General features: G+C 59.8%; 15 protein-coding genes. 9 read left to right on the top strand and 6 right to left on the bottom strand.

Features of this window, described 5'->3' with window-relative positions:
* Positions 1-15 precede the first annotated feature (15 nt).
* The gene (gene metH / locus PSJE_RS01115; RefSeq protein WP_090455653.1) at positions 16-3,726 is read left to right on the top strand and encodes a methionine synthase; all 3,711 of its coding nucleotides are present in this window, start codon (positions 16-18) and stop codon (positions 3,724-3,726) included.
* A gap of 117 nt (positions 3,727-3,843) precedes the next feature.
* Here the strand turns inward: metH and PSJE_RS01110 are convergent, their stop codons facing one another.
* Positions 3,844-10,422 (bottom strand): NEL-type E3 ubiquitin ligase domain-containing protein, encoded by a 6,579-nt coding sequence (locus tag PSJE_RS01110; protein ID WP_090455655.1) that lies wholly within the window; start codon positions 10,420-10,422, stop codon positions 3,844-3,846.
* A 175-nt stretch (positions 10,423-10,597) separates the two neighbouring features.
* On the opposite strand from PSJE_RS01110, the gene PSJE_RS01105 reads away from it, so the two are divergent.
* A complete protein-coding gene (locus PSJE_RS01105) occupies positions 10,598-10,816 on the top strand; it encodes a DUF2970 domain-containing protein (protein ID WP_057714552.1) in 219 nt (72 codons plus the stop codon).
* A 6-nt stretch (positions 10,817-10,822) separates the two neighbouring features.
* Here PSJE_RS01105 and PSJE_RS01100 read toward each other — a convergent pair whose 3' ends face one another.
* Entirely contained in the window at positions 10,823-11,908 is a 1,086-nt protein-coding gene (locus tag PSJE_RS01100) for an ABC transporter substrate-binding protein (protein WP_090455657.1), read from the bottom strand.
* A gap of 523 nt (positions 11,909-12,431) precedes the next feature.
* Between PSJE_RS01100 and PSJE_RS01095 the strand changes: the two genes are divergently transcribed.
* On the top strand, positions 12,432-14,090 hold the full coding sequence (locus PSJE_RS01095; RefSeq protein WP_090455659.1) for a nitrite/sulfite reductase: 1,659 nt from the start codon (positions 12,432-12,434) through the stop codon (positions 14,088-14,090).
* A complete protein-coding gene (locus PSJE_RS01090) occupies positions 14,074-14,568 on the top strand; it encodes a DUF934 domain-containing protein (protein WP_057714377.1) in 495 nt (164 codons plus the stop codon). Before PSJE_RS01095 ends, PSJE_RS01090 begins: the two co-directional genes overlap by 17 nt.
* Positions 14,569-14,619: 51 nt before the next feature.
* Here PSJE_RS01090 and PSJE_RS01085 read toward each other — a convergent pair whose 3' ends face one another.
* Together PSJE_RS01085 and sohB are read right to left on the bottom strand one after the other, a co-directional pair.
* Positions 14,620-18,507 (bottom strand): dermonecrotic toxin domain-containing protein, encoded by a 3,888-nt coding sequence (locus tag PSJE_RS01085; protein ID WP_090455660.1) that lies wholly within the window; start codon positions 18,505-18,507, stop codon positions 14,620-14,622.
* Positions 18,508-18,693: 186 nt separating this feature from the next.
* Complete coding sequence (gene sohB / locus PSJE_RS01080; protein ID WP_090455662.1) at positions 18,694-19,716, bottom strand: protease SohB; 1,023 nt, start codon at positions 19,714-19,716, stop codon at positions 18,694-18,696.
* Between the two features lie 201 nt (positions 19,717-19,917).
* Here sohB and PSJE_RS01075 point away from each other — a divergent pair, with 201 nt between their 5' ends.
* From PSJE_RS01075 to PSJE_RS01055, 5 genes are all read left to right on the top strand, one after another.
* Positions 19,918-20,628, top strand: coding sequence for a histidine phosphatase family protein (locus tag PSJE_RS01075; protein ID WP_057714371.1), 711 nt, complete (start codon positions 19,918-19,920; stop codon positions 20,626-20,628).
* 64 nt (positions 20,629-20,692) lie between these two features.
* Positions 20,693-21,007 carry an SCP2 sterol-binding domain-containing protein gene (locus PSJE_RS01070; RefSeq protein ID WP_007946492.1) on the top strand — a complete coding sequence of 105 codons (315 nt, stop codon included), beginning with the start codon at positions 20,693-20,695 and terminating at the stop codon, positions 21,005-21,007.
* A gap of 253 nt (positions 21,008-21,260) precedes the next feature.
* Complete coding sequence (locus PSJE_RS01065) at positions 21,261-22,124, top strand: LysR family transcriptional regulator (RefSeq protein WP_057714369.1); 864 nt, start codon at positions 21,261-21,263, stop codon at positions 22,122-22,124.
* Between the two features lie 106 nt (positions 22,125-22,230).
* Positions 22,231-23,376, top strand: coding sequence for a sterol desaturase/SRPBCC family protein (locus tag PSJE_RS01060; protein ID WP_090455663.1), 1,146 nt, complete (start codon positions 22,231-22,233; stop codon positions 23,374-23,376).
* Positions 23,373-24,452 carry an SMP-30/gluconolactonase/LRE family protein gene (locus tag PSJE_RS01055; protein WP_090455664.1) on the top strand — a complete coding sequence of 360 codons (1,080 nt, stop codon included), beginning with the start codon at positions 23,373-23,375 and terminating at the stop codon, positions 24,450-24,452. The genes PSJE_RS01060 and PSJE_RS01055 overlap by 4 nt, the downstream gene beginning before the upstream one ends.
* Positions 24,453-24,597: 145 nt before the next feature.
* On the opposite strand, the gene PSJE_RS31205 is transcribed toward PSJE_RS01055, so the two are convergent.
* Both PSJE_RS31205 and PSJE_RS01050 read right to left on the bottom strand, forming a co-directional pair.
* Positions 24,598-24,759 carry a hypothetical protein gene (locus PSJE_RS31205; RefSeq protein WP_167362868.1) on the bottom strand — a complete coding sequence of 54 codons (162 nt, stop codon included), beginning with the start codon at positions 24,757-24,759 and terminating at the stop codon, positions 24,598-24,600.
* A gap of 107 nt (positions 24,760-24,866) precedes the next feature.
* Positions 24,867-25,100 (bottom strand): hypothetical protein, encoded by a 234-nt coding sequence (locus tag PSJE_RS01050; protein ID WP_090455666.1) that lies wholly within the window; start codon positions 25,098-25,100, stop codon positions 24,867-24,869.
* Positions 25,101-25,291: the final 191 nt, after the last annotated feature.

Raw genomic sequence — 25,291 nt, 5'->3', positions numbered from 1 at the left:
TACCGAGTAGTCCAAATGTCCGATCGCAGCGTTCGCCTTCAAGCTCTCAAGCACGCCCTCAAAGAGCGCATCCTGATTCTCGATGGCGGTATGGGCACGATGATCCAGAGCTACAAGCTCGAAGAGCAGGATTACCGTGGCAAACGCTTCGCTGACTGGCCAAGCGATGTCAAAGGCAACAACGACCTGTTGGTACTGACTCGCCCGGACGTGATTGGCGGCATTGAAAAAGCCTACCTGGATGCCGGCGCCGACATTCTGGAAACCAACACCTTCAACGCCACCCAGATATCCCTCGCCGATTACGGCATGCAAGGCCTGGCGTATGAGTTAAACGTAGAAGGCGCACGCCTGGCGCGCAAGGTCGCCGATGCCAAGACCCTGGAAACACCGGACAAGCCGCGCTTCGTTGCCGGCGTGCTCGGCCCGACCAGCCGCACCTGCTCGCTGTCGCCGGACGTGAACAACCCTGGCTACCGCAACGTGACCTTCGATGAACTGGTGGAAAACTACACCGAAGCCACCAAAGGCCTGATCGAAGGCGGCGCCGACCTGATCCTGATCGAAACCATTTTCGACACCCTCAACGCCAAGGCCGCGATCTTCGCCGTACAAGGCGTGTTCGAGGAACTGGGCGTCGAACTGCCGATCATGATTTCCGGCACCATCACCGACGCCTCCGGCCGCACCCTGTCGGGCCAGACCACCGAAGCATTCTGGAACTCCGTGGCCCACGCCAAGCCGATTTCCGTCGGCCTGAACTGCGCCCTTGGCGCCCGTGAATTGCGCCCGTACCTCGAGGAGCTGTCGAACAAGGCCAGCACCCACGTTTCCGCGCACCCGAACGCCGGCCTGCCGAACGAATTCGGCGAGTACGACGAATTGCCGTCGGAAACCGCCAAGGTCATCGAAGAGTTCGCCCAGAGCGGCTTCCTCAACATCGTCGGCGGCTGCTGCGGCACCACGCCGGGCCACATCGAGGCCATCGCCAAGGCCGTGGCCGGTTATGCGCCGCGCGAGATTCCGGACATCCCGAAGGCTTGCCGCCTCTCGGGTCTGGAGCCGTTCACCATCGATCGCAACTCGCTGTTCGTCAACGTCGGCGAGCGGACCAACATCACCGGTTCCGCCAAGTTCGCCCGCCTGATCCGTGAAGACAACTACACCGAAGCCCTGGAAGTCGCCCTGCAGCAGGTCGAAGCCGGCGCCCAGGTGATCGACATCAACATGGACGAAGGGATGCTCGATTCGAAGAAGGCCATGGTGACCTTCCTCAATCTGATTGCCGGCGAACCGGACATCTCCCGCGTACCGATCATGATCGACTCCTCCAAGTGGGAAGTGATCGAAGCCGGCCTCAAGTGCATCCAGGGCAAGGGCATCGTCAACTCGATCAGCATGAAAGAAGGCGTCGAGCAGTTCATTCACCACGCCAAACTGTGCAAGCGCTACGGCGCCGCCGTGGTGGTGATGGCCTTCGACGAAGCCGGCCAGGCCGACACCGAAGCGCGCAAGAAAGAAATCTGCAAACGCTCCTACGACATTCTGGTCAACGAAGTGGACTTCCCGCCGGAAGACATCATCTTCGACCCGAACATCTTCGCCGTCGCCACCGGTATCGAAGAACACAACAACTACGCCGTCGACTTCATCAATGCCTGTGCCTACATCCGTGACGAGCTGCCGTATGCGCTGACCTCCGGTGGCGTGTCCAACGTGTCGTTCTCGTTCCGTGGCAACAACCCGGTGCGCGAGGCGATCCACTCGGTGTTCCTGCTGTACGCGATCCGTTCCGGGCTGACCATGGGTATCGTCAACGCCGGGCAACTGGAGATCTACGACCAGATCCCGGTGGAACTGCGCGATGCCGTGGAAGACGTGATCCTCAACCGCACCCCGGAAGGCACCGACGCCCTCCTCGCCATCGCCGACAAGTACAAGGGCGACGGCAGCGTCAAGGAAGCCGAGACCGAAGAGTGGCGCAACTGGGACGTCAACAAGCGTCTGGAGCATGCGCTGGTCAAAGGCATCACCACCCACATCGTCGAAGACACCGAAGAATCGCGCCAGTCCTTCGCCCGCCCGATCGAAGTGATCGAAGGCCCGTTGATGGCCGGCATGAACATCGTCGGCGACCTGTTCGGCGCCGGCAAAATGTTCCTGCCGCAGGTGGTTAAATCCGCCCGCGTGATGAAACAGGCCGTGGCCCACCTGATCCCGTTCATCGAACTGGAAAAAGGCGACAAGCCGGAGGCCAAGGGCAAGATCCTGATGGCGACCGTCAAAGGCGACGTGCACGACATCGGCAAGAACATCGTCGGCGTGGTGCTGGGCTGCAACGGCTACGACATCGTCGACCTGGGCGTGATGGTGCCGGCGGAAAAAATCCTGCAGGTGGCCAAGGAACAGAAGTGCGACATCATCGGCCTGTCCGGCCTGATCACCCCGTCGCTGGATGAGATGGTCCACGTCGCCCGCGAAATGCAGCGCCAGGACTTCCACCTGCCGTTGATGATCGGTGGCGCCACCACTTCCAAAGCGCACACGGCAGTCAAGATCGAGCCGAAGTACAGCAACGACGCGGTGATCTACGTCACCGACGCCTCCCGCGCCGTGGGCGTGGCGACCCAGTTGCTGTCCAAGGAGCTCAAGGCCGGTTTCGTCGAGAAAACCCGCCAGGATTACATCGAAGTTCGCGAGCGCACGTCCAACCGCAGTGCCCGTACCGAGCGCCTCAGCTACGGCGCAGCCATCGCCAAGAAGCCGCAATTCGACTGGGCGTCCTACACGCCGGTCAAACCGACCTTCACCGGAGCGCGGGTGCTGGACAACATCGACCTCGACGTGCTGGCCGAATACATCGACTGGACGCCGTTTTTCATATCCTGGGACCTGGCCGGCAAGTTCCCGCGCATTCTCCAGGACGAAGTGGTCGGTGAAGCCGCCACCTCGCTGTACAACGACGCGAGGGAAATGCTGCGCAAATTGATCGACGAAAAGCTGATCAGCGCTCGTGCGGTGTTCGGCTTCTGGCCGGCCAACCAGGTGCATGACGACGACATCGAGCTCTATGGCGATGACGGCAAGCCAATGACCAAGCTGCATCACCTGCGCCAGCAGATCATCAAGACCGACGGCAAACCGAACTTCTCCCTGGCCGACTTCGTCGCGCCCAAGGACAGTGAAGTGACTGACTACGTGGGTGGTTTCATCACCACCGCCGGCATCGGCGCCGAAGAAGTGGCCAAGGCCTACCAGGACGCCGGCGACGATTACAACTCGATCATGGTCAAGGCCCTGGCCGACCGCCTGGCCGAAGCCTGCGCCGAGTGGCTGCACCAGCAGGTGCGTAAAGACTATTGGGGTTATGCCAAGGATGAAGCGCTGGATAACGAGGCACTGATCAAGGAACAGTACAGCGGTATCCGCCCTGCTCCGGGCTACCCGGCCTGTCCGGATCACACCGAGAAAGCTCAGCTGTTCGCCCTGCTAGACCCAGAGGCCCAGGAAATGCGCGCAGGCCGCAGTGGTGTATTCCTCACCGAGCACTACGCGATGTTCCCGGCGGCAGCGGTCAGTGGCTGGTACTTTGCTCACCCGCAGGCGCAGTACTTCGCCGTGGGCAAGATCGATAAGGACCAGGTGCAGAGCTACACGTCGCGCAAAGGCCAGGAACTGAGCGTTACCGAGCGCTGGCTGGCGCCGAATCTCGGTTACGACAACTGAGTGATCAACTGGAAAAAACCTTGTGGGAGCGAGCTTGCTCGCGATAGCGGCGTATCAGTCAACATTGATGTTGAACATCAAGCCCCCATCGCGAGCAAGCTCACTCCCACAGGTGATTTACCTGTTTGAGGCAACCGTCAGCTCCGCGACCTCCTGTCGGGACAATTCGATCATCTTCGCGTTGCGCGCCGCCCTCTGCTCGAAAAGCTGAGTCAGTAATGCCGCATCGTCAGCGCTTTCAACTTCCTCCTGAACATCCATCTCATCCAGCGCCTTGAACACGTCAGGATGTTTTTCCTTGAGATAACTTTCCCAATAGTCGCGCTGGATCAAGTCTTCAAAGAAACCATCGGACTGCTCTGCGTTGACGATCTCGATGCGCGCGTCCGCCAGTTGTTGAGCGGTCACTCCCGAGCCATAGGTCATGTGTTTCGGTTGGCCTGGCAGCTCCAGGCCGTCCGCCCATCCTTGTGTCAGCCCGATTCGATAGCCTAAGCGTATTTCGGCCTCATCCTGCCCGGTTTGCGCGGCGATTTTCCTCGCGAGGTCGTCGACCTTGTCCAGTCGAAACAGCTGCCGGGATAAATTCAGCAGTGCATGCCCCTTCACACTCGGGCGCCCGACGGGAATATCAAGCAAGGCATTGTGGGTGAAGACTCTGCTTTCCAGCCCACTGAACGTCAGGATTCGACCGTCGACACACGTGCCGTGGGTGCTGGAACTGGCAAACAGGATCTCCCGTAGTTCGGTATTGCTGGCGGCGGCTTCAATGACCGTCCAGACCCGCCGCGTCAGATCGGCGTTTGCCACCCTGAACTCCTGCGTATCCTGCAGTCGCGAAAGCAGGTGAAAGAACGCCGCATTGTCCGGTTCCGCCGCGAGTTGATTCCACATCCCGGTTTTACTGGCCACTTCCTCGGGAGGAAGATGGGTTAACCAGGGTGTTTTTTGTTCGGTATCCGGCTCAGTCTCAGGCAGTTCCTCATCCGTATCGATGCCTTCACTGCTATCGTCGCCATCGCCGTTGGCGTCATCGATCAACTCGTCAAGATCGGCCCGCGAGATCCCCAGCACCCTGTCGTGGAAACCCGCTTCACGGTAATCCCTGAGTCGTTCAAGGCTCTCAAGCGACAGGTTGAAGTTGTCGCTCAAATCCGTACCGGCCGTCAAAACGTCATGGTCGCCACTCAGGGCCTGTTCGGGGATCGACGTGATGTCATTGCCACTGAGATTGAGCGTGCCAAGGTGCTGGCTGTCGAACACCCCGTCCGGCCATTCGGTCAAATTATTGTTGCGCAGATCCAGCGTCTCCAATAGCTCGAAAACGCCGATATCAAAGGTATCCAGTTCGTTGTAGCTCAAGTCCAGCCAGCGCAGACACTCCAGATTACTCAATGCGGCATACAGCAGCTCGGCATCGTCCATCCGGTTCGAGGACAACTCCAGACGCTCGAGCCTGTCCATGTCACAGACCGGCTCTGGAACGCCATCCAGCCCATTGCCATTGAGGTCCAGGGTTTTCAGGCGGGTAAAGGCCTTGAGGAACCCGTCGGAACCTTGCCGGGTAAGTTTTACGCTCGTCAGTTTCAACGTGCCGACATGCTCGAACGATGCCGGCACCTCAGGCAGGTCGCCCAGTTGCAGACCGTTCAGATCCAGCACCGCATCAGCCACCGCGCCCGTGCTGCTCAGACCTTTTTGCCAGCATTCGACGATCCGCAAGGCAGCCTGCCTGCGAATGCTGGAAGATGTCATCCAGCCGTTTCCGCGAGATCCCCGGGTAAACAGCCAGCCATTCAATTGGCGCGTGAGCGTTTCATAGGTTTTCTCCCATTCGCCAATTTTCACGCTCGCAGCTTCGCTGCCCTGCATCTGTTCGATCATTTGCAAGGCGTCATCATCGGCGAGTGTCGGTTTCAGCCGTTGCAGGCGCTTTGTCAAAACCGCAACCCCTTCTCCCGCCGGGACTTCCGACAGCGGCAACAATTGACGTGCGATCGAACTGGCGCTTTCGAACGGCGGGAAATCCTGTGGCACCTGCTCCAGGTCGAACCGTTCCAGCGCGCCGGCCGGAAGACCTTTGGCCATTTCCATTCGATGCCGGGCTGCGTTGCGCATGGCGACGGCTTGAGAGGTTAAAGGTGTGCCCGTGAGGTTGGCCTTGAGCAGCATCTCATCCGCAAGCGGCTCCGGCAGCGCGTTGACCTTGCTATCCCGCAAGTCCATCCAATACAGCTCTGGCAGCTCCTGTGCCCCGGTCGGCCATTCTTGCAGCGCCGTGCCACTTAGATTCAAGGACTTGAGGCGGGTCATTGCACTGACATCCAAGGTATTCAACGGGTTGTTGCTCAAGTCCAGGTATTGCAGTGCCTGCAATCCATCAAAAGCCTGCTGAACCCCGGCGTCGCCAACAATCCGGTTATTGGAAAGATCCAGATCAGTCAGTTTTTCAAGATCACCGGGCGCAAAGGGCACTTCGGTCAAACCGCTGCCACTCACGTCGAGTTTTTCAAGCCCGGGAAAACCGCGGACGAACTTGCGAGTCTGCTCGACGGGGGCACTATTACCCTTCAGATACAAGGTTCGTACTTCAGGGAAGGCACCGTCCGGCAATTCTGGAAACTCGCTCAACGCCAGGCTCGGCAGATCCAGTACCGAAGCATCGGTCGTCGAGCCGTAGCGTTTGAATGCGCCATTGCGCCAGCAGATTCTCAGGGCATCTGCCGTCCATGTACGCCCGATGATTTCGTTGGCCGCTGCAGGCATTCGCAGCGCGCGTTGGGACCAGTCCTCAAGATGCCGGTTGAGCTGATGATGCTGCTCACTCAATGCTTCGACGGCGTCGAATCTCGCCCCTGCGTCTTGCCACTGTTCGACAAATTGATTGAATAATCCCGCGGACGGGTCATTGATGCCTTCAGCAAGACGTTTCAACTCGCCCTTGCAGTAATCCCTGACCATTTCTTCCAGATCAACAAGGTGCCGGGGCTGACGCCGGAGATACTCATAGGCCTGCTTGAAGTTTGGGCGCGGCATGTTCGACCAATCCAGCGACAACCCGGACCAGAGTTTTTCATGCCCTTCGAAAATGCCTTCGGGGAATGTACTGATGGCTGTCCCGGTGAGGTTCAGACGTTCAAGACGGGGCAGTTCCAGAACCCCGGTTGGCCACTGATCCATTGACGGCGCGATCACGTCGAGCAGACGCAGATTGCGCAGCCGGCTTACGTCCAACGGCACGGGAACGCCCCAGGTTGAATACACGCTGAGCTCCTCGAGCGCCGTCAACGCACCCAGTCTCGACGGCATGTCTGCGGCGAAGGGCGCGGCTGAATACAGGCTCAGCCCCCTGAGGTCCGGCATGCTGCTCAGCACTTGGGGCACGGTGCTGAAATCGTTGCCCGTGGCATTGATCCGCAGTCTTTTGAGCTTGGGAAAATTCGCCAACAACGCATCGACATTGGCGTCGGTGATGCTTCGCCCCCGGACATACAGATCACCCACATGGGAGAAGTCCGCCGACAGCGCAGGGATCGGGTCGTCACAGACCAACTCAAGCAATCTGTAGCGCGGATGCTCCCCGGCCAGCGGCGAATTACGCCAGGATTGCTTGAGGCTCTGCGCGACCGAGGCCTTGCCTCCGAGCATCGACTCCAGGACAGAACCCGCTATCGGCTCGCCGACCCATTGATCGAGCGTCGCCTCGAGGGTCTCCCACTCGCGCATACGCTCCTGCAGGAGGCTATAAATCTGTGCATCGGTTTTACCCGTGCGCAGCTGCGCCAGGATAAACCCATTGGCCTGCTGATCCGTCAGCGCCGGATACACGTCCTGTACCCGCGACACCAGAGAGGGATTCAAACCTTGCCCGCGCCCGCTGGCGTAGTAGCCCACCCGACGCTCCGTTACGCGTACGGGCGGCTTGAACGCCTTGCCGTTACCGCTGCGCTGTTCCAGCATTTGCGACAATTGCGCCCGATGCTCGAAGGCCGAGTCGATGACAGCCTGCTTCAGATCGACGCTTTGGCCCACGTGTGGAACGCCCAATGCGCGACGGGATTCATCGGGCAATGCGTGCATGATCGAGGCGTAAAAGTTATCGCCGGTGGCGGGCACGCCATTGAGCGTCTCGCCACGCTCATCAAATGCCTGATAGGACGGGCCGTTTTTAACCACGTACTTACGGATTGTCGCGGCCTCGCTACCAATGCCGTCGATGAGCGGACCCTCGATGTGGCCGTCGCGAATCTCCAGCCGCACCTCGCCGGACCACCCCGGCATTTTTTCCAGGGCATGCAGTGCGAGCCACCGGCTGTCAGCGGACAGCGCGGATTCCATGCGCAGGCCAGTGAAAGCCCGGGCCTGACGCCCCTGTTGTGCATACCAACGGGCCTCCTCCAGCATTTTCAGGGGAATTCGACTCGTTGTTTTCAGGCGGGTGAGCTCTTCGGCATTGGCATCGAGCAGAACCCTGCGAGCGGCGGCATTACTCAGCCCCGGGCTGGCGCGTTGCAATTTTTCGAGCAGTGGTCCGCCAATGCCGGGGTCGGCTTCGAACAGCCGCAAGGCGTGGGACAGCTCCGGCGGCGGCGCAAGATGATCCATGTGCATCTTGCGCAAGGCATTGTCCTCGACACCACAGGCCTCGGCGATGTCGAGCAGTTGCTCATCGGAAAAAGCCTCGGTGATATGGCCGATGCGCCGCAGCAGTGTCAGCCGATCCCAGGTCCGGGGACGCTCCAGCGCATGGCGCCAGGCGCCGTGCCCGTTGTGTTCGAGTATGGGTTGCCAGGCGCTGGTATCCGTCGGATGCCGAATGCGCCATTTCTTCAGCGAAGGGTCAAAGGTTGTTTCGTAGACCTTGCCACCCTGCCGAATGAAGGTTTTGCCATTTATCCGGTGCAGCCCCGACGCATCAGGGACTGAATGGCGAGGCAGGATGAGGTTGCGTTCGTAACCGCTCAGGTCAGGTTTCCATAAGCGGGTTTTGCCGTCGTCGCGCTTGATGGATTGCAGGCGCTCGACCAGCGGTTCGGGTTTCACCGCCGTCAGCTTGGCCAAGCCTTTGCCCGCACCGGCCATCACCGCGGCCAGTGCCAGATTCTCGGCCACATCGACCAGGTGCGCCTTGGCCGCCGTTCGATCTCCTTCACTCCACTCGATCGCCCCCTCAAACGACTCGTACAGCAGCTGACCCGCCATGACCGCCAGCATGATCTCCCCCAGCACCGGCACGAACATCGACACCATGTTCAGGCCCAGCATGCCTAATTCCAGCAGATGATTGAGCTTTTGCGCCCGCACTCGCGCATCGACGTCCGCCGTGGGCACCGCATGGCTGCGTGCGTCGGCGATGACTTTCTTGCGGTTTTGCTCGTAGAGATAAGTCCACAGATCACTGTTGGCGGACCAGATGCCCGCCACGCCTTCGCGAATCATCCCGAATGGATTGAGATAAGGATCTTCGACCGACTCACGTTTGCCCGCAGGTTCTGGCGGCAGCTCTTTGATGCGGGCGACGGACGACAACGGGGGCACGTACTGGAGGACCTTCAACCAGAATGAATGCAAAGGATCAGTCGGAGAGTCGGCGGCCTTGCGGGTGAACTGGCTGAAGTAATAAGGGCGGTCGGCGTAGGCGACGAACTGGCTGAAAAAGCGCTGGTGGGCGGTCGGCCCACTGCCACTGGCGGGCAATGCGTCCTGGGCGGTGAACTGACGCTTGAATTCTTCACGCAGCTGCTCAGAGGTATAGCGTTTGAGCGGGTGCTCGGGATCGTGGGGAATGTAGACGATGTAGTCGCTGGTATAGCGATATTGTTCACTGATGCTGAACACGACGCAGCCCGTCATCCTGCGCTTCATCAGGTTCAGGTCACGAAACCAGACTGGCCTGCTGCCTACACGGGGATGGACCTCGCCATTAACCACCGAAAGGATCATTGCGTAATCGTCGGATTCGATGTCTTTTTTCAGCAGCGCCAATTCAGCGGCTGCTCTCATTGCCGCTTTCTGACTGGCAATGAATTGCTCGGACACTGTCGATTTCTTCTGCGCAGCCGTTGCCTGGAAAAACGCCTCGACACGGGTTTGATACTGCGCGCCGATATCCAGCTTGCGGCAGAGTGAGAGGAATTGCGTGACCGACATGTTGAGGGCAGTGACCTCGAACGTACCAGGCGTGGAAGTCTCGACTACAAAGCCCGACCCGCGATGAAAGGCGCCCGCCTCGCATTCGGACGCTTCGAAGTTATGCAGTGCCGCCTGCAACAACGAAAGCTTCATCACCTCGAATGTGCTGATCTCGATTTCAAGATCGCTGACTTCCAGCGCTCGCCTCAGGCACACCAGGGTTTTGTTGACATCGGCCTCGACCCCGAACTGATCCTTCAGCGCCTTTTGCAGTATCGGCTCGGCAAAGCTTTCGGCATCTGGCAGCGACGACATGGTTTTGTCGAGCAGGGTCTGGCAAACCAGGCTGTCGTTGAAACGGTCTTTCAGTGCCTGCTGTTGCTCGCGGGAGGCTCGCGTGTACCAGTTCGGCGCGAGCGAGCCGCTGGCTTTTATGGCCGCCCGCCGCTGCGGCGTGGCATCGACCAACCAATCAGGCGTCAGCTGTTCAAGTAGTTCGCGGTGAATGCTGGTTTGGCCCGCAACCAGAGGTTGACGGGGCACAGAGGGGGGATGGGTAGACATTGTGTCGCTCCTGAAAAATGGAACGACAGAACATCATTTCAGTGAACCGTATCTGCGGTAGATAGTTATCGCATCGGCCCAGACTGATTTCAAAATGCGTCGATTCGCAGGCCGGCCGCACCACTGGCCGGCAGATTGTCTATGCTCTGAGGACTTACTGACAGGCGAGGGATTTATGGACGATCCGGTCGACAACAAGCCGCCAACCTTCTGGCAGATGTTGCACAGTGTCATGGCGGCAGCGTTCGGAGTGCAGAGCAACAAGAACCGGGCGCGGGATTTTACCCACGGCAAGCCCAGTCATTTCGTGATCCTGGGGATTTTGTTCACCACGGTGTTTGCCCTGACGCTGTTTGGCATCGTCAAACTGGTGTTGCTGCTGGCAGGGATCTGAAACGGCTCAGTGCATCAGGATTTGCAGGCTGAACGGATAGCGGTAGGACGCTGGTCGCCCCTTCGCCGACAGCTTGTGGAAATCCACCCCGAAATTCCGTGCGCTGCCCAACGCCAGCAGTTGTTTGGCTTGCGCTCGGTTAATCGGTTGCAACAGCGGAAGTTGTCGGTCCCGACCGCCGTACTGGCTGATGTCGACCCCTTGGTCATAGTCATGCAGTTCAACCAGTGCCCAGCCACCCAAGGTGAAATGCCCGCCCAGCAACACGCTCAGGCGGTTGTCGAGCAGCGCTTGCAATGCTGCGGGTGAATTGTTGATGGCGCCGAACAATGCATCCTTGCCCGGAACACCGCCCGATTCGACATACGCCTGCATGACGCCAAACGCCATTTCGTCGTTGGCCGCCCACACCAGTGAAGTCTGCGGATAACGCGTGAACAACAGCTTGGCTTGCTCATACGCGCGCTGACGTGTCCAGCCGCCATACACCAACTGACGCAAACGCACTTGCGGGTGTTCGGCCAGCGCCCGACGCATGCCCTTCTCACGCAACTGCGCCGACGGCGTGACCTTCAAACCGGAAAAAGCCAGCAGGTCAATCATCTGGCCCGGGGCCACCGGGGGATGCAACCGAATCAACTCCTTGAGCATCAGGTAGCCGCCCTCCTCATCGTTGGGCACCAGGCTGCCGATCCAGTCGGGATACTTGTCGGGTCGGGCGCCGAGCAGTTTTACCTGATCCACAGTCAAGGCATTGTTGACCAGAAACAACTTCACCCCGCTGCCTTGTGCCAGGCGCAGCACTTCGGGGGCAACGGATTGTTCGTTGACGAACACAAGGTAGTCGGGACGATTGTGTCCCTGGAGGGCTTCGCGCGCCTGCTTGATGATGTTTTCAGGCACCCGGTCGGAGTACTGGATCCGCAGGTCCATGCCCAGATCCCTGGCGGCGGCCTGCATGAACTGCGAGTAACTGACCCAAAAAGCTTCCTTGGTGGTTCCCGGGTTAAGGAACAGCACTGACGCCGCTTGAGCGCACGGTCCCGCGACCATGCCCAGCGCCAGTAATACACCACTTAGAAACTTCAACATGTGTCGTCCGAGCCCCCGGAAATTCGCCGCGCATTATAGCCAGCGAACGTCCGTAAAACGGCGACTTTTCCGGTTTTTGTCAGACAATCGTCGGAACCGGGCCCGGACGGGGTCGCTTACTGATGACTGACCCAGAATACCGCGGTCCCCACGACCAGAATGATCAGGAACAAAATGGCCCATGCATCAACGGTGCTATCGCTTTTCCGTGCTTTGGTTGGGTTGCTCATTGCATCGCCTCTTGTCGGTTTTATCGGTGATTGCATAAAGACTCGAGCAGAGTAAAGACGACGATTGCCCGCATCACAAACAGGGTCTTTGTAACAGCGCCCCTCATTAGTCGATTTGGTTCTTTACATATGCTCAAACATCACTTTTACGCATAACTGCAAACTGGTATCGTGCCCCGGCTCCGTAGGGAGTGCGCGGCCGTGCGCGCAGAATTGCCGAGGTATTATCGGACGCCAGCAAGCCAAAAAACGCCGCTGTTTCCGACCGGCCCAAGCCTGAGAACAGGACTTATATGTACGTATACGACGAATACGATCAGCGGATCATCGAGGACCGCGTCAAGCAGTTCCGTGATCAGACCCGACGCTATCTGGCAGGCGAGCTGAGCGAAGAAGAATTCCGCCCCCTGCGCCTGCAAAATGGCCTTTATATCCAGCGTTTCGCGCCTATGCTGCGAGTCGCCGTGCCTTACGGCCAACTGACTTCGCGCCAGATGCGAATGATGGCCAGGATTGCCCGCGACTACGACAAGGGCTATGCCCACATCAGTACCCGGCAGAACGTGCAGTTCAACTGGCCGGCCGTGGAAGACATTCCGGACATTCTCGCTGAACTGGCCACCGTGCAGATGCACGCGATCCAGACCAGCGGCAACTGCCTGCGCAACGTCACCACCGACCAGTTTGCCGGTGTCGCCGCCGACGAACTGATCGACCCGCGCCCATGGTGCGAGATCGTCCGCCAGTGGACCACGTTCCACCCGGAATTCGCCTACCTGCCGCGCAAATTCAAGATTGCCGTCAACGGTTCGACTTCCGACCGTGCCGCCATCGAAGTCCACGACATCGGCCTTGAGCCGGTGCACAACGCAGCCGGCGAACTGGGCTTTCGCGTACTTGTCGGCGGTGGCCTGGGTCGTACGCCGGTGGTGGGCGCGTTCATCAATGAATTCCTGCCGTGGCAAGACCTGTTGAGCTACCTCGACGCCATCCTGCGGGTCTACAACCGCTATGGCCGTCGCGACAACAAGTACAAGGCGCGAATCAAGATCCTGGTCAAAGCGCTGACGCCTGAAGTCTTTGCGCAGAAAGTCGATGCGGAAATGGAGCACCTGCGCGGTGGCCAGACCACGCTGACCGAAGCCGAAGTGCAGCGCGTCGCCACACATTTCGTCGATCCGGACTACAAGGCGCTGGGCAACCAGACCGCCGCCCTGGCCGAGCTCGACCAGCAGCACCCGGGCTTCGCCCGCTGGCGCGTGCGCAACACCCTGGCCCACAAGAAGCCAGGCTACGTGGCCGTGACCTTGTCCCTGAAGCCAACCGGCGTTGCACCGGGCGACATCACCGACAAACAGCTCGACGCCGTGGCCGACCTGGCCGACCGCTACAGCTTCGGTCAACTGCGCACCTCCCACGAGCAGAACATCATCCTGGCCGACGTCGAGCAGGAGAAGCTGTTCGCCCTGTGGGGCGAGTTGCGCGAGCAAGGTTTCGCCACGCCGAACATCGGTCTGCTGACCGACATCATCTGCTGCCCGGGCGGTGATTTCTGCTCCCTGGCCAACGCCAAGTCGATCCCGATCGCCGAATCGATCCAGCGCCGCTTCGACGACCTGGACTACCTGTTCGACATCGGCGAACTGGACCTGAACATCTCCGGTTGCATGAACGCCTGTGGTCACCACCACGTCGGCCACATCGGCATCCTGGGGGTGGACAAGAAAGGCGAAGAGTTCTATCAGGTTTCCCTCGGCGGCAGCGCCAGCCGTGACGCCAGCCTGGGCAAGATCCTCGGCCCGTCCTTTGCCCAGGAAGCCATGCCTGACGTGATCGAAAAGCTGATCGACGTGTACATCGAACAACGTACCGAAGACGAACGCTTCATCGACACCTATCAGCGTATTGGTATCGACCTCTTCAAGGAGCGTGTCTATGCAGCGAATCATTAAGAACAACGAGGTCGTCGACGAAACCTGGCACCTGCTGCCCAAGGACTTCAATATCGACGAGATCAGCAACTGCGACGACCTCATCGTGCCGTTGCAGCTGTGGCGCGAACATAGCCGCATGCTCCTGGCCCGCGATGGCGGCCTGGGCATCTGGCTGGACGCCGATGAAGAAGCCGAGGAAATCGGTGAAGACGTGGCGCAATTCCAGGTCATCGCCCTGAACTTCCCGGCATTCACCGATGGCCGCAACTACTCCAATGCCCGCCTGCTGCGTGACCGTTACGGTTTCAAGGGCGAATTGCGGGCCATTGGCGACGTGCTGCGTGACCAGTTGTTCTACATGCATCGCTGTGGTTTCGACGCGTTCGCCATTCGCGCCGACAAAGACCCGCACGAAGCCCTTGAAGGCCTCAAGGACTTCTCGGTGACCTACCAGGCCGCTGCCGACGAACCGCTGCCGCTGTTCCGTCGTCGCTGACCGTCACCCCTTGAACCCCGACCCGGGGTTCAAGGGGTTTTACCCTTCGCGCTAAAACACCGGATTATCCACCAGCGGAATCGGACGCCCCATGGCGACCCAGTCGCAGTACAGCCGGACTCGATCCTCCAGCACCACGAACAGCCTGAACGGATTGTCCGCATCGGCCATCCGCGTTTCGACACAGTGCAGCAACCAGCCCCACAACTCTTCTGACGCATCCGCTTCGTGGAGCAAGCGCCACACACGCGCCTGCAGCGACCAATAACCGACCCGGAAATCCGCCGTCAGGCTCAATCCATCCACGACCCGGAGCAACGCACTGCCCGATGGTTTGACGGCCAATCGTTGCCAGATCTGTTGCCGCGCCTCGCGTACGCTTTCATCACCCTCCTCCAGCCAGGGCGTCGCACTGCCGTAATCGGCACCCGGCTCACTCAACCACAAATTGATACCGGTGCGCTCACGATGACTCACCAGGCGCAACAACGTGTCTTCATCCGTCAGCGGATTACCCCACAATTTCACCCGGTCCCGGGACACCGCCTGAATCAGTATCGAGTAGGGAACCCGACCGATCCGGTTGCCTCGCAAGTCGAGCGAGGTGAAGTACGGCTGATCGGCGATGCCTATCGGACAATGGCTGATTCCGGTGTTTCTCAGGTTCAACACACGCAGTTCATTCATCCCCAATACCACGGGCGGTACAGTCAACGGGTTGTCACTCAGATCCAGCATTTGCAAGCTCACCAGCTCACGAAACTGCGAAGCCGTGCGCTCCTGAAGCTGCAAAAAGGTGGAACTCAGGTTGAGCGTAGTGAGGTGGGTCATTTGCCGAATCGGTGGAGGCAACACACCTTCCAGCACGCCGTCTGCGTTGAGCCGCCGCAGGTCGACACGTTCCAGGTTCAGGGAACGCAGGTTCGGAAAACTTTCGAGAAAGACGCTCAGGCTCTCGCGCTCGACCAGGTGCAAGCCCCGCATCGATAGCTCGACGACCTCATTGAAGCGCACGTTCATCGTTGGCAACCTATGGTAGTCCTCGAAACCCAGATCCAGCCTGTAACCAGAGAACGTCTCACCGGACATGACTCTATTGATCTGGGGCGGGCATTTTTGCCAGATGCCCATCAGTTCGTCGCCCAATTCAATTCGCGTTTCACGCTCATAGCCAATCACGGTTTGCAGCAGTTCGACATTGTGTGCCGCCACCTGCTCAGGGCTCATGCCTGCGGCGTCATCATCGTCCACCGCAAGAAAATCCACGTCCATGTCATCGACATCCAGCACGGCCTGGTCGATCCACTGGCGCAGATCGGCATGCAACTGCTGCATCTCGAGAATCAGGCGATCCACCAGCGCTTGAGCGCCGTTACCCGCCATCAGGAGCAGCTCATCCGCCTGGGCATCGGTGAAATCCGGATACAGATTCTTGACCTGCAGTCGCATGATTTCATGGGTCAGCGCAGCGGCCTGTGGCGTATTCGGAAAGCCGCCACCGCGCAACCCCGTGGCTTCGAAGGACAACCGCGAATCCATTCGATTCAAGCCGAGTATCAGCTCGGAGCGGGGCAAGGCATGTGTGCCAATACGCAGGCGCAACTGGCTGGCCGCGTCTGGGGAGCGCAGCGACATCGCCGCGCGCTCCTCCCCTGACAATAGATCGACCAGTGCGGTAAACAGATCCGAACCCTCGCCGTCGGTAGCCGCCATCGTGGAATACCGATAGCGATCACCGGTCTTGATCAAGCGCCGGCAATCCGCCGAATCGGGCGGGCCGCAACGGTCCAGGACCCGGCCACTGATTGACCCGTCGTGCACTTCGATGCGTAAGTCTTTCGGCCAACCGGGCAGGCGTGGCAGGGAATGCAACGCCAGGACATCGGTTTCCGGATGGACGATCGAACGCAAGTACAGACCTTCATAAGCCCGGTTGAGTCGTGCATGTTGTTGATACTCCCGCGACTTGCTGTCCAGGCGCTTGAACAGTAGCAGCGCCTCGTCAGCATCGACGGGCCGATTGATGTCAACTCCCGAACGGTCGAGGATCTGCTCCACGGCGCTTTTCGGCAAACCTTGGTACTCACGCTGAAACAGGCGAACCCACTCTTTGTCCGAGTGCTGGAGCGCCTGATATCGGGCGTTGAACAATCCGGCCCGGGCTTGCGGGTCGGCGACGATTTCGAGTTCCTGATCGAGCTTGAAGCGTGTGATGGTGTCGGCGAGCAACGGCGTCGGCGGACGGCCAGTCTGCATCAGGCGCAGCATATCGTCGTCGACCGTACTGACCCGGGCGATCTGCGCCAATACCTCATCACTGAAGGCAGCAAGGGGTGTGCAGACGCCACGCATCAGCTCCACACGTGTCGACACGGGCACCGGAGCCGATCCGGGTGCGGGCTCGGTCGGCGTTTCGGGATGCGGCTCGCTCCCGGGTTCCCGGGGTTCGTACAACGTTCCGGCGATTTTTTCTTCGCCCTTGAGTGCCGCCACCGCCCCGGCCAGCGGGAGTGCATTGAGCAAGCCGAACACCGTGCGCGTCACGCCCTCGGAGCGTTGCTCCGGTGTTTTACCGTTGACGGCCTGATCGAGGCCATAACCGGCGTCGATCAGGCCGGCCAGTACCAGGACGCCCTCACCTCCCGGAATGAACAGTGCCAATGGCCCCAGCCGGTTGATCCACTGCACGAGCGGTTCCACCACCGCGCTCAGGTTGTCGCGATTGACCTGGGCATCGTCGCGGATGGTTTTGACGCTGGCCATGGAGGCCTGCTTCATGGTCAGCACCAATTGCGCGAACGGATCGGTGTCGGCAGGCGGACGCTCAAGGTCGATATAGTCCTGCGGGTCCCAGAAACCGTCGTTGTTGAACAACCCTGCGTTCTTTTTCAGCCAGTGTTCCTTCGGGTAAACCGCCATGCCCTCCAACGCCGTCGACACCCCCGCATGGAAGGTACCGTCTTCACGATCGTCCTCGGCAAAATGCGCGACCAGCGCTTGCCGTGTGGCGGCAACCCTGCCTTGGTCCACGATCCATTGGCGCAGGTGCCGGAAGTCGGCGAATTCATGCAAGGGTGAGGAGTTGCCGGGAATGTTCAGCAAGACCCGGCCGCTATGACGGTGGCGGTAACACCAGATATCGTCCGATGTATAGCGATAGATCGTCAGCCGACCGACCTCGATCGGCGCACTGATGCGGGTGGGCGCCTGCACCTGGCCGATGGTCAACGCATTCCAGGTCTGCTGCGCTGGCAACCCGGCGGCCTGCATGGCCAAGACCAGGCCTTCCTGACTCAAACTGCCCTCCTGATGTTGCAGGCAGGCGCTCATGATAAAGGCGGCCTTGGCTGAGGTTCTCAGGTCGTACGGCGCCGCCTGGACGATACGCTTATCGGAGGGCCACGCGCGATCAAGGTAAGCCTGATAGCGGGTTTGCAGATCCAGCTCCCACACCCACTGTTTGAACGCCGCTGGCCTCAGGGCAATTTGCGTTGCCGGCCCATACACCTGTGGCGTGGTCTGGCGATAAATGCCTTCGTAGGTGTGGTGATTGCCATTGCCGTGATCGGCGAATTCATCGACATGCTCCACGATGCGAACGGACGGACCGACATCGGGCGGTGTGTACAAGCCAAATGCGCTTTCGGCAAAACGCCCGTCACCGACGGTCTGGTAGTTCGCCAGCAACGCCTGCACCAGGGTTTGCGTGTTTGCCACCTGGCCTTGCTCGATACCGTCCTGCGGTGGGTGCCCGCGATAGCGGTAATCCAGGGTGACCAACAGGGCCTTTTGCGGGTCGATGTCTTGCCCCCATTTTGCCTTGATCAACTGGGCACCGAACTGCTCGGGAGACTGCGGCAAAGCCGCGCCCACCACGGATTTCAGTGTTTCGCGCAGCGGCGCAAGATCGGGATGAAGCGGTGTCTGATGGTCATTCATATGCGTTCCATGGCAATTATTCCGGAACACCAACATAACCAACCGCCGCATTACCGAAAGCAGGAACGGTCGCCTGCTGCCTACAGAGATTTCGCCGGGTCGTGGAGGACATCAGGCAAGTATTCGCAGGCAAAAAAAACCGGGGCAAATGCCCCGGCTGGATGTTTTGCAATATCTCCTGCCCCGTTACCAGAAGCGTTGCTGGGTCAAACGGCTCCACCAGCTCAGCAGCACACGATCGACCGAGCCGCTGGCGGCCATGCCAATGCGCTCTTGCAGGCTTTTACGCTCGGCATAGTGCAGGTGATAAAGCTCGGACTGCCTGGCGCGTTCGGCGAGGTACTCGTCGCTGGTCTTGAGTTCGTCGACCAGGTGTTTTTCCAGCGCCGCCACGCCGAGCCAGATTTCGCCGGTGGCCACTTCATCGATCGCCAGTTGCGGGCGATAGCGCGACACGAAGTTCTTGAACAGTTGATGGGTGATGTCCAGGTCTTGCTGGAACTTCTCCCGGCCCTTCTCGGTGTTTTCGCCAAACACGGTCAGTGTGCGTTTGTACTCACCGGCGGTCAGCACTTCGAAGTCGATGTCGTGCTTTTTCAGCAAGCGGTTGATGTTGGGTAACTGCGCCACCACGCCAATCGAGCCGAGGATCGCGAAGGGTGCGCTGATGATCTTCTGGCCGATGCACGCCATCATGTAGCCACCGCTGGCCGCGACCTTGTCGATGCACACGGTCAAGGGCACGCCGGCCTCACGGATACGCGCCAGTTGCGAGGAGGCCAGGCCGTAGCTGTGAACCATGCCACCGCCGCTTTCCAGGCGCAAAACCACTTCGTCCTTCGGTGTGGCCAGGGTCAGCAAGGCAGTGATTTCGTGGCGCAGGCTTTCGGTGGCCGAAGCCTTGATATCGCCATTGAAATCGAGCACGAACACCCGGGGCTTGGCCTCGGGTTTTTTCTTCTGTTTCTTGTCGGTTTTAGCCTGGGTCTTGCGCAAGGCCTTGAGCTGATCCTTGTCGAGCAACGTCTGCTCCAGACGTTCGCGCAGCCCTTTGTAGAAATCATTGAGTTTGCTGACCTGCAACTGGCCCGACGACTTGCGCCGCCCCTTGCTGCGCAAGGCCGCAAAACTGGCCAGGACCACCAGAATGGCGATCACCAGGGTCACGGTCTTGGCCAGAAAAATGGCGTACTCGGAAAAAAACTCCACAGGGACTCCTCAAACGATGCGCGACTTGAACGCGCGCGGGATACCTCCAGCATACCCATGCGCCGACCTTGCTACCAGCCGTGAAAGCTCTGGTAACAGGCCTGTAACGGGCATTTCAAACAAGCGTATGTTTTTTCATTGACAGCACACCGCCATCCTCATAACCTCGCCAAACCTTCAACGTACCGGGAAGACGCGGACGTGGGCAGTATCTATTTGATTCGACATGGCCAGGCCTCCTTCGGTGCAGACGACTACGACGTGCTGTCGCCGACCGGTATTCGTCAGGCTGAAATTCTGGGTCGGCACCTGGCCGAACTCGGGATCAGCTTCGACCGCTGCCTGGCGGGGGATCTGCGCCGCCAGCAGCACACGGCTAACAGCGCGCTGGAACAATTCGCCGCGGCAGGCCTGCCGGTGCCGGTGCTGGAAACCGACTCCGCCTTCAATGAGTTCGACGCCGATGCAGTGATCCGCGCGCTGTTGCCGGCCATGCTGCCGGACGAACCCGAGGCCCTGGACATCCTGCGCAACGCCGCGCAAAACCGTGGTGAGTTCCAGCGTATCTTCGCCCTGATCATCGAGCGCTGGTTGGCCGGCACCTACGACACACCGGGCCTGGAGAGCTGGCTGGGGTTTGTCGAGCGGGTGCGGGCAGGTCTGCACCGCATTCTCGACCAGGCCGACAACACCCAGAAAATCGCCGTGTTCACGTCCGGCGGCACCATCACCGCCCTGCTCCACCTGATTACGCAAATGCCTGCCCGGCAGGCCTTTGAATTGAACTGGCAAATCGTCAACACCTCGCTCAACCAGCTTAAGTTTCGTGGTCGCGAGGTGTCCCTGGCTTCCTTCAACAGCCATGCGCACCTGCAACTGTTGAAGGCCCCGGAACTCATCACGTTTCGCTGAGTCCGGATTACTGTGACCCTGGCTGTAATCACCCAGCTCTTATTACCCAAGAAAGGATCGAACCATGACCTCCGTAGCTGATGCCGTACAAGCAATGAAAGCCAAGTTCAACCCAGCCGCTGCCGCCGGTCTGGACCTGGTCTTCGGTTTCCGCATCGACGACACCAAGAACTTCTCGCTGATCGTCAAGGACAGCACCTGCGAGCTGCAGGAAGGCGAGAACCCGGACGCCCAGGTGACCCTGGTGATGGACGGCGAAACCCTGCAAGGCATCGTCGACGGTTCGACTGACGGCATGCAAGCGTTCATGGGCGGCAAACTGCGCGCTGAAGGCGACATGATGCTGGCGATGAAACTGTCCGAGCTGTTCCCGTCGTAAGCACCTGGTTCCCGAACTTCGGGAGCGTGCCTGCTGCAAACGAATCCCGCCCTTAGTGGCGGGATTCGTCGTTTTTGCTGGTCCTGTGGCGAGGGGGCTCGCCCCCGTTCGACTGCGAAGCAGTCGCACAACCAGAGATTTCGACTTATCGGAAGGACTTCAAGGGCCGCTTCGCGCCCAACGGGGGCAAGCCCCCTCGCCACAGGTCAGGTGGTGCTCTTACAATGCGGGCACTTACACCACCGGCCCCCCCATGGACATCGACCTCGCCCGCACCTTCCTCGAAATCGTCCGCCATGGCAGCCTGGCTGCCGCCGCGGAAAAACTCCATGTCACCCAGACCGCGATCACCGCACGGGTACAAAAACTCGAGAGCCAACTGGGCAGCACCCTTTTCGTGCGCAATCGTGCCGGCGCCCGCCTGACGCCCAATGGCGAAGCGTTCGTGGTGTACGCCAATCAGCTGGTGCAAACCTGGGAAGCCGCGCGGCGTGATTTGCCGTTGCCCGAAGGTTATCGCGATGTGCTGCACATCGGTGGCGAGGTGAGTCTGTGCAACCCGTTGATGCTCGGCTGGGCCGGCGAAATTCGCAAGAATATCCCCAGCCATGCCCTGCGCATGGAAATCCGCGACGGCGAAAACCTGCTCCGCCAACTGGAGTTGGGCGTTCTGGATGCCGCGCTGGTGTATCAGCCCGAATATTGGCCGCGTCTGCAGGTCGAACAGATTCTCGAAGAAAAACTGATTCTCGTGCGCCTGGCCGACAAGCCCGATCCTTATGTTTACATCGATTGGGGCGCTGATTTTCGACGCCAGCACGACGCCGCGTTGCCGGAGAAGGCCAAGGCTGCGCTGAGTTTCAATCTGGGCCCGCTGGGCTTGCAGTATCTTCTCGAAAACGGCGGCAGTGGCTACTTCCGCACCCGCGTCGTGCAGAGTTATCTGCAAAGCGGCGCCCTGGAACGGGTGCCCAAGGCGCCGGAATTCAACTATCCGACCTATCTGGTCTACTCGCGCGATCGTGACTCGCCGACGCTGCAACGCGCCTTCGACCTGCTGCGCAAAGTCATCGACTCCGACGAAGACTGGTCGCAGCGATGGGATCCGCTGACCTGAGACCGGTTTGCACCGGATCATGGCCGTTGTGTCCTTAAGGTTCGGTCCGTCAAATCACCGGGATCGGCTAATCTGAAAGAGATAACAAAAACGACAGGTGATTGCAGTGAGGCAGACCACCGAAGGATTCCGCGGCCGTTACCGCGCCGACATTCATCCGCTCTACAACCCCTGGCTGCATGGCACGTTTGTCCTGGTGTTCGGGGCACTGGCGATCAGCGTCTTCTGGAGCAACGTACATCAGGTGCGGCCAGCGGAATGGCTGGCGGTGCCCGTCACGCTGCTGTTGTTCAACCTCGGTGTGTACATGGTGCATCGCCACCTGGGGCATCATAAAAAGAGCTTCGCCCGGCTGTTTTATGCCCGTCACGCAGGCGACCACCACAGCTTTTTCACCCCCGGCCACATGACCTACGACAGCGCCCGCGACTGGCGGGTGATTCTGTTTCCGGCGTGGCTGATCGTGCTGCACACCCTCGCCGTCGCCCTGCCCCTCTGGTGGCTGCTCAAGCACATCAATACCAACGTCGCCGGATTGGTCGGCGGCCTTCTTGTCCTCGGCTACCTGACTTACGAAGTGTTTCATGCCTGCGAGCATCTGCCGGCTCGCAACCCGCTCACACGGCTGCCGTGGATCCGCCAGATGCGCCGGCTGCACGAACTGCACCACCGCCGTGAACTGATGCAGGCGCGTAATTTCAACATCGTTTTCCCGCTGATGGACTACCTGTTCGGCACCCTCTATTGGGAGCCGGATCCTGAGCCGCTCAACCCGACGAGAACCCCCATGACCCGCATGCAGCATCAGGTTGTCATTGCCGGAAACCCGATCCAGGTACTTGCCTACGCCAGCACCGTGACCCTTTGGCCGCAATGGCATCCGTCGTCGCTGCGCATCGACGGGCCAAAAGGCCCGCTGCATGCCGGCGCACGTTTCGAGGAAGACATCCGTGCCGGCGGGCGCGACGGGCACTTGCGCTGGGAGGTAGCGGAGTACCTGCCCGGGCGGCGCTGGAGCGCCGAGGCCCGGGGTGACCACGGCCTGTCGCTGGTGGTGACCTATGAATGCGATGCCACCGGCGAGGACACACGTTTCGTCCGCACCCTGGAATATCAATTCAGCGGCCTGGCAATGCGCATTGCCAACCGCTTGTTGCTCAAGCGGCGCATCGACCGGGAATCGGCGGCGTCGATGCTGGCATTGCGCGACATGGCACAGAAGTATCTGGCCGCGACAGGAGTCGGCGTGTGAGCAGAACCTTCAAATGTCTGTTGCTGGTCATCGTCGTCATCGGCGCCTTCCTGCTGCTGATGCCGACCAAGGTGCGGCCGGTGGCCTGGACACCACAAGCCGCGCCGTCCCTCACCAGCGGAATCTACGCCGACAATCAGCGGCTCAAGGAGGTGGAACGCGTCGGCGCCGCCAATATCGACGGGCCGGAAGCCTTGTTGCTGGAAAACGACACGCTCATCACCGGCCTGCACGACGGGCGCCTGATCCGTACGAGCCTGGACGGCAAGACCACCAAAATCCTGACCGATACCGGTGGCCGGCCACTGGGCCTGGCCCGGCATCCCAATGGCCTGCTGGTGATCGCCGATGCCGTCAAAGGCTTGTTGTCCCTCGACGCCCAGGGACGCCTGGTGGCCTTGACCACAGAGGCCGACGGCGTTCCCTTCGGTTTTACCGACGACGTGGCCATCGACAAACCCGGTCACTACGCTTATTTCAGCGATGCTTCGAGCCGCTTCGGCTATGGCCACGACGGTGAGGCCGTGATCGAACACGGCGGCGACGGTCGACTGCTACGCTACGACTTCCAGACCGGCAAAACCTCGGTTGTGCTGGATAAGCTGGAGTTTGCCAACGGCGTGACCCTGGGACCGGACGATGCCTATGTACTGGTCAATGAAACCGGCGCCTACCGCATCACTCGTTATTGGCTCAGCGGTCCGAAGGCCGGCACCCACGACCTGTTTATCGACAACCTGCCAGGGCTGCCGGACAACCTTTCGTTCAATGGCCACGACCGGTTCTGGGTGGCGCTGTATGCCCCCCGAAACCCCTTGCTCGACGCCACGGCGGCGCATCCGTTCGTGCGCAAGATGATCGTGCGGGCCATGACCGTCTTGCCCAAGCCCGTGGAAAAACACGGATTTGCCCTGGGCCTGGACCTTGACGGCAAAGTGATCGCCAACCTGCAGGACGGCAGCAGCGACAATTACTCCCCCATCACCACCGTGCGCGAGTATGGGGACTGGTTGTATTTTGGTTCGCTGAAAGCCCGGAACATGGTGCGATTGCCTTTGAGCAAGGCATTGCAATGAACAGTCCTCCTTCCTGAATTCACCGAAGCCCCCCTGTAGGAGCGAGCCTGCTCGCGATGGACTCAAAAGCACTGCGTTTAGTCAGTAAACACGCGGCATCGTTAACGACCATCGCGAGCAAGCTCGCTCCTACAGAGGGCGGTGTTCATTCTGAATCGACGTCGACACCTTCTTCTTCCGGCCACTCATCAATGCCCGGCTCTTCCTCGGGATTGACCGTGGTGTGTTCGGGGCTCAGGGGTTCGGGATGAGTGGGGATCGGGTCGTAGCCACCCTGTTGTTCACTGGGGTATTTGGGCTGGGTCATGAGGCACCTCGTTGAGAGCCATAACAGCGGTCTCTGAACATTCGAGGTGCCGTTTCTGATGCCGTTCCAACTTTCCCGCCACCGGTCGTCGGTGGCAGCACGCTGGGTCAGGACGACGAGCCAAGTTGCTTGACGATCTTGTCCTTGACCAGCAAACGTGCCTCCTTGAGCTTCCTTACCATGTCATCGTTGGACTTGGCCTCCTCTGCTTTCACCACTTCGGCATCCGCCTGGGAATACTTGTTAAGCAGTGAATCCAGTAACGGATCCTTGGTGCGTTTCTGCTGGACTTCTTCCTTTGAGCGTTTCAGATCCTGATAAAGGTCATGGGGCACCGGCATGGAACACCTCCGTTTGTTGATCGGCAGCGAAACGCGATCAATTGCGTTCACCAACTATCAGAATGGCCTCGGTTAGCCCGTTCTGTCGACCACCTGTCAGACCAGCGGTGTCCGTTCGTCGTCCGGTCGCCAATGCGATAAAACCTTGCCTGCGCCGGCGCCTCCACCGGTTGACGATCACTCGGTCACCT

The organism is Pseudomonas jessenii (genome assembly GCF_002236115.1).
Taxonomy (GTDB): Bacteria; Pseudomonadota; Gammaproteobacteria; order Pseudomonadales; family Pseudomonadaceae; genus Aquipseudomonas; species Aquipseudomonas jessenii.
Note: the sequence above shows the minus strand (reverse complement) of the source record. Positions and strands in the feature narration are given on the sequence as shown.

What these genes read in the sequence shown, in the direction of transcription:
- PSJE_RS01065 (WP_057714369.1), top strand. Translation starts at nt 21,261, where the DNA reads ATGGACATCGACCTCGCCCGCACCTTCCTCGAAATCGTCCGCCATGGC.
- PSJE_RS01090 (WP_057714377.1), top strand. Translation starts at nt 14,074, where the DNA reads ATGCAGCGAATCATTAAGAACAACGAGGTCGTCGACGAAACCTGGCAC.
- PSJE_RS01050 (WP_090455666.1), bottom strand. Translation starts at nt 25,100, where the DNA reads ATGCCGGTGCCCCATGACCTTTATCAGGATCTGAAACGCTCAAAGGAA.
- metH (WP_090455653.1), top strand. Translation starts at nt 16, where the DNA reads ATGTCCGATCGCAGCGTTCGCCTTCAAGCTCTCAAGCACGCCCTCAAA.
- PSJE_RS31205 (WP_167362868.1), bottom strand. Translation starts at nt 24,759, where the DNA reads ATGACCCAGCCCAAATACCCCAGTGAACAACAGGGTGGCTACGACCCG.
- PSJE_RS01095 (WP_090455659.1), top strand. Translation starts at nt 12,432, where the DNA reads ATGTACGTATACGACGAATACGATCAGCGGATCATCGAGGACCGCGTC.
- PSJE_RS01110 (WP_090455655.1), bottom strand. Translation starts at nt 10,422, where the DNA reads ATGTCTACCCATCCCCCCTCTGTGCCCCGTCAACCTCTGGTTGCGGGC.
- PSJE_RS01105 (WP_057714552.1), top strand. Translation starts at nt 10,598, where the DNA reads ATGGACGATCCGGTCGACAACAAGCCGCCAACCTTCTGGCAGATGTTG.
- PSJE_RS01100 (WP_090455657.1), bottom strand. Translation starts at nt 11,908, where the DNA reads ATGTTGAAGTTTCTAAGTGGTGTATTACTGGCGCTGGGCATGGTCGCG.
- PSJE_RS01070 (WP_007946492.1), top strand. Translation starts at nt 20,693, where the DNA reads ATGACCTCCGTAGCTGATGCCGTACAAGCAATGAAAGCCAAGTTCAAC.
- PSJE_RS01085 (WP_090455660.1), bottom strand. Translation starts at nt 18,507, where the DNA reads ATGAATGACCATCAGACACCGCTTCATCCCGATCTTGCGCCGCTGCGC.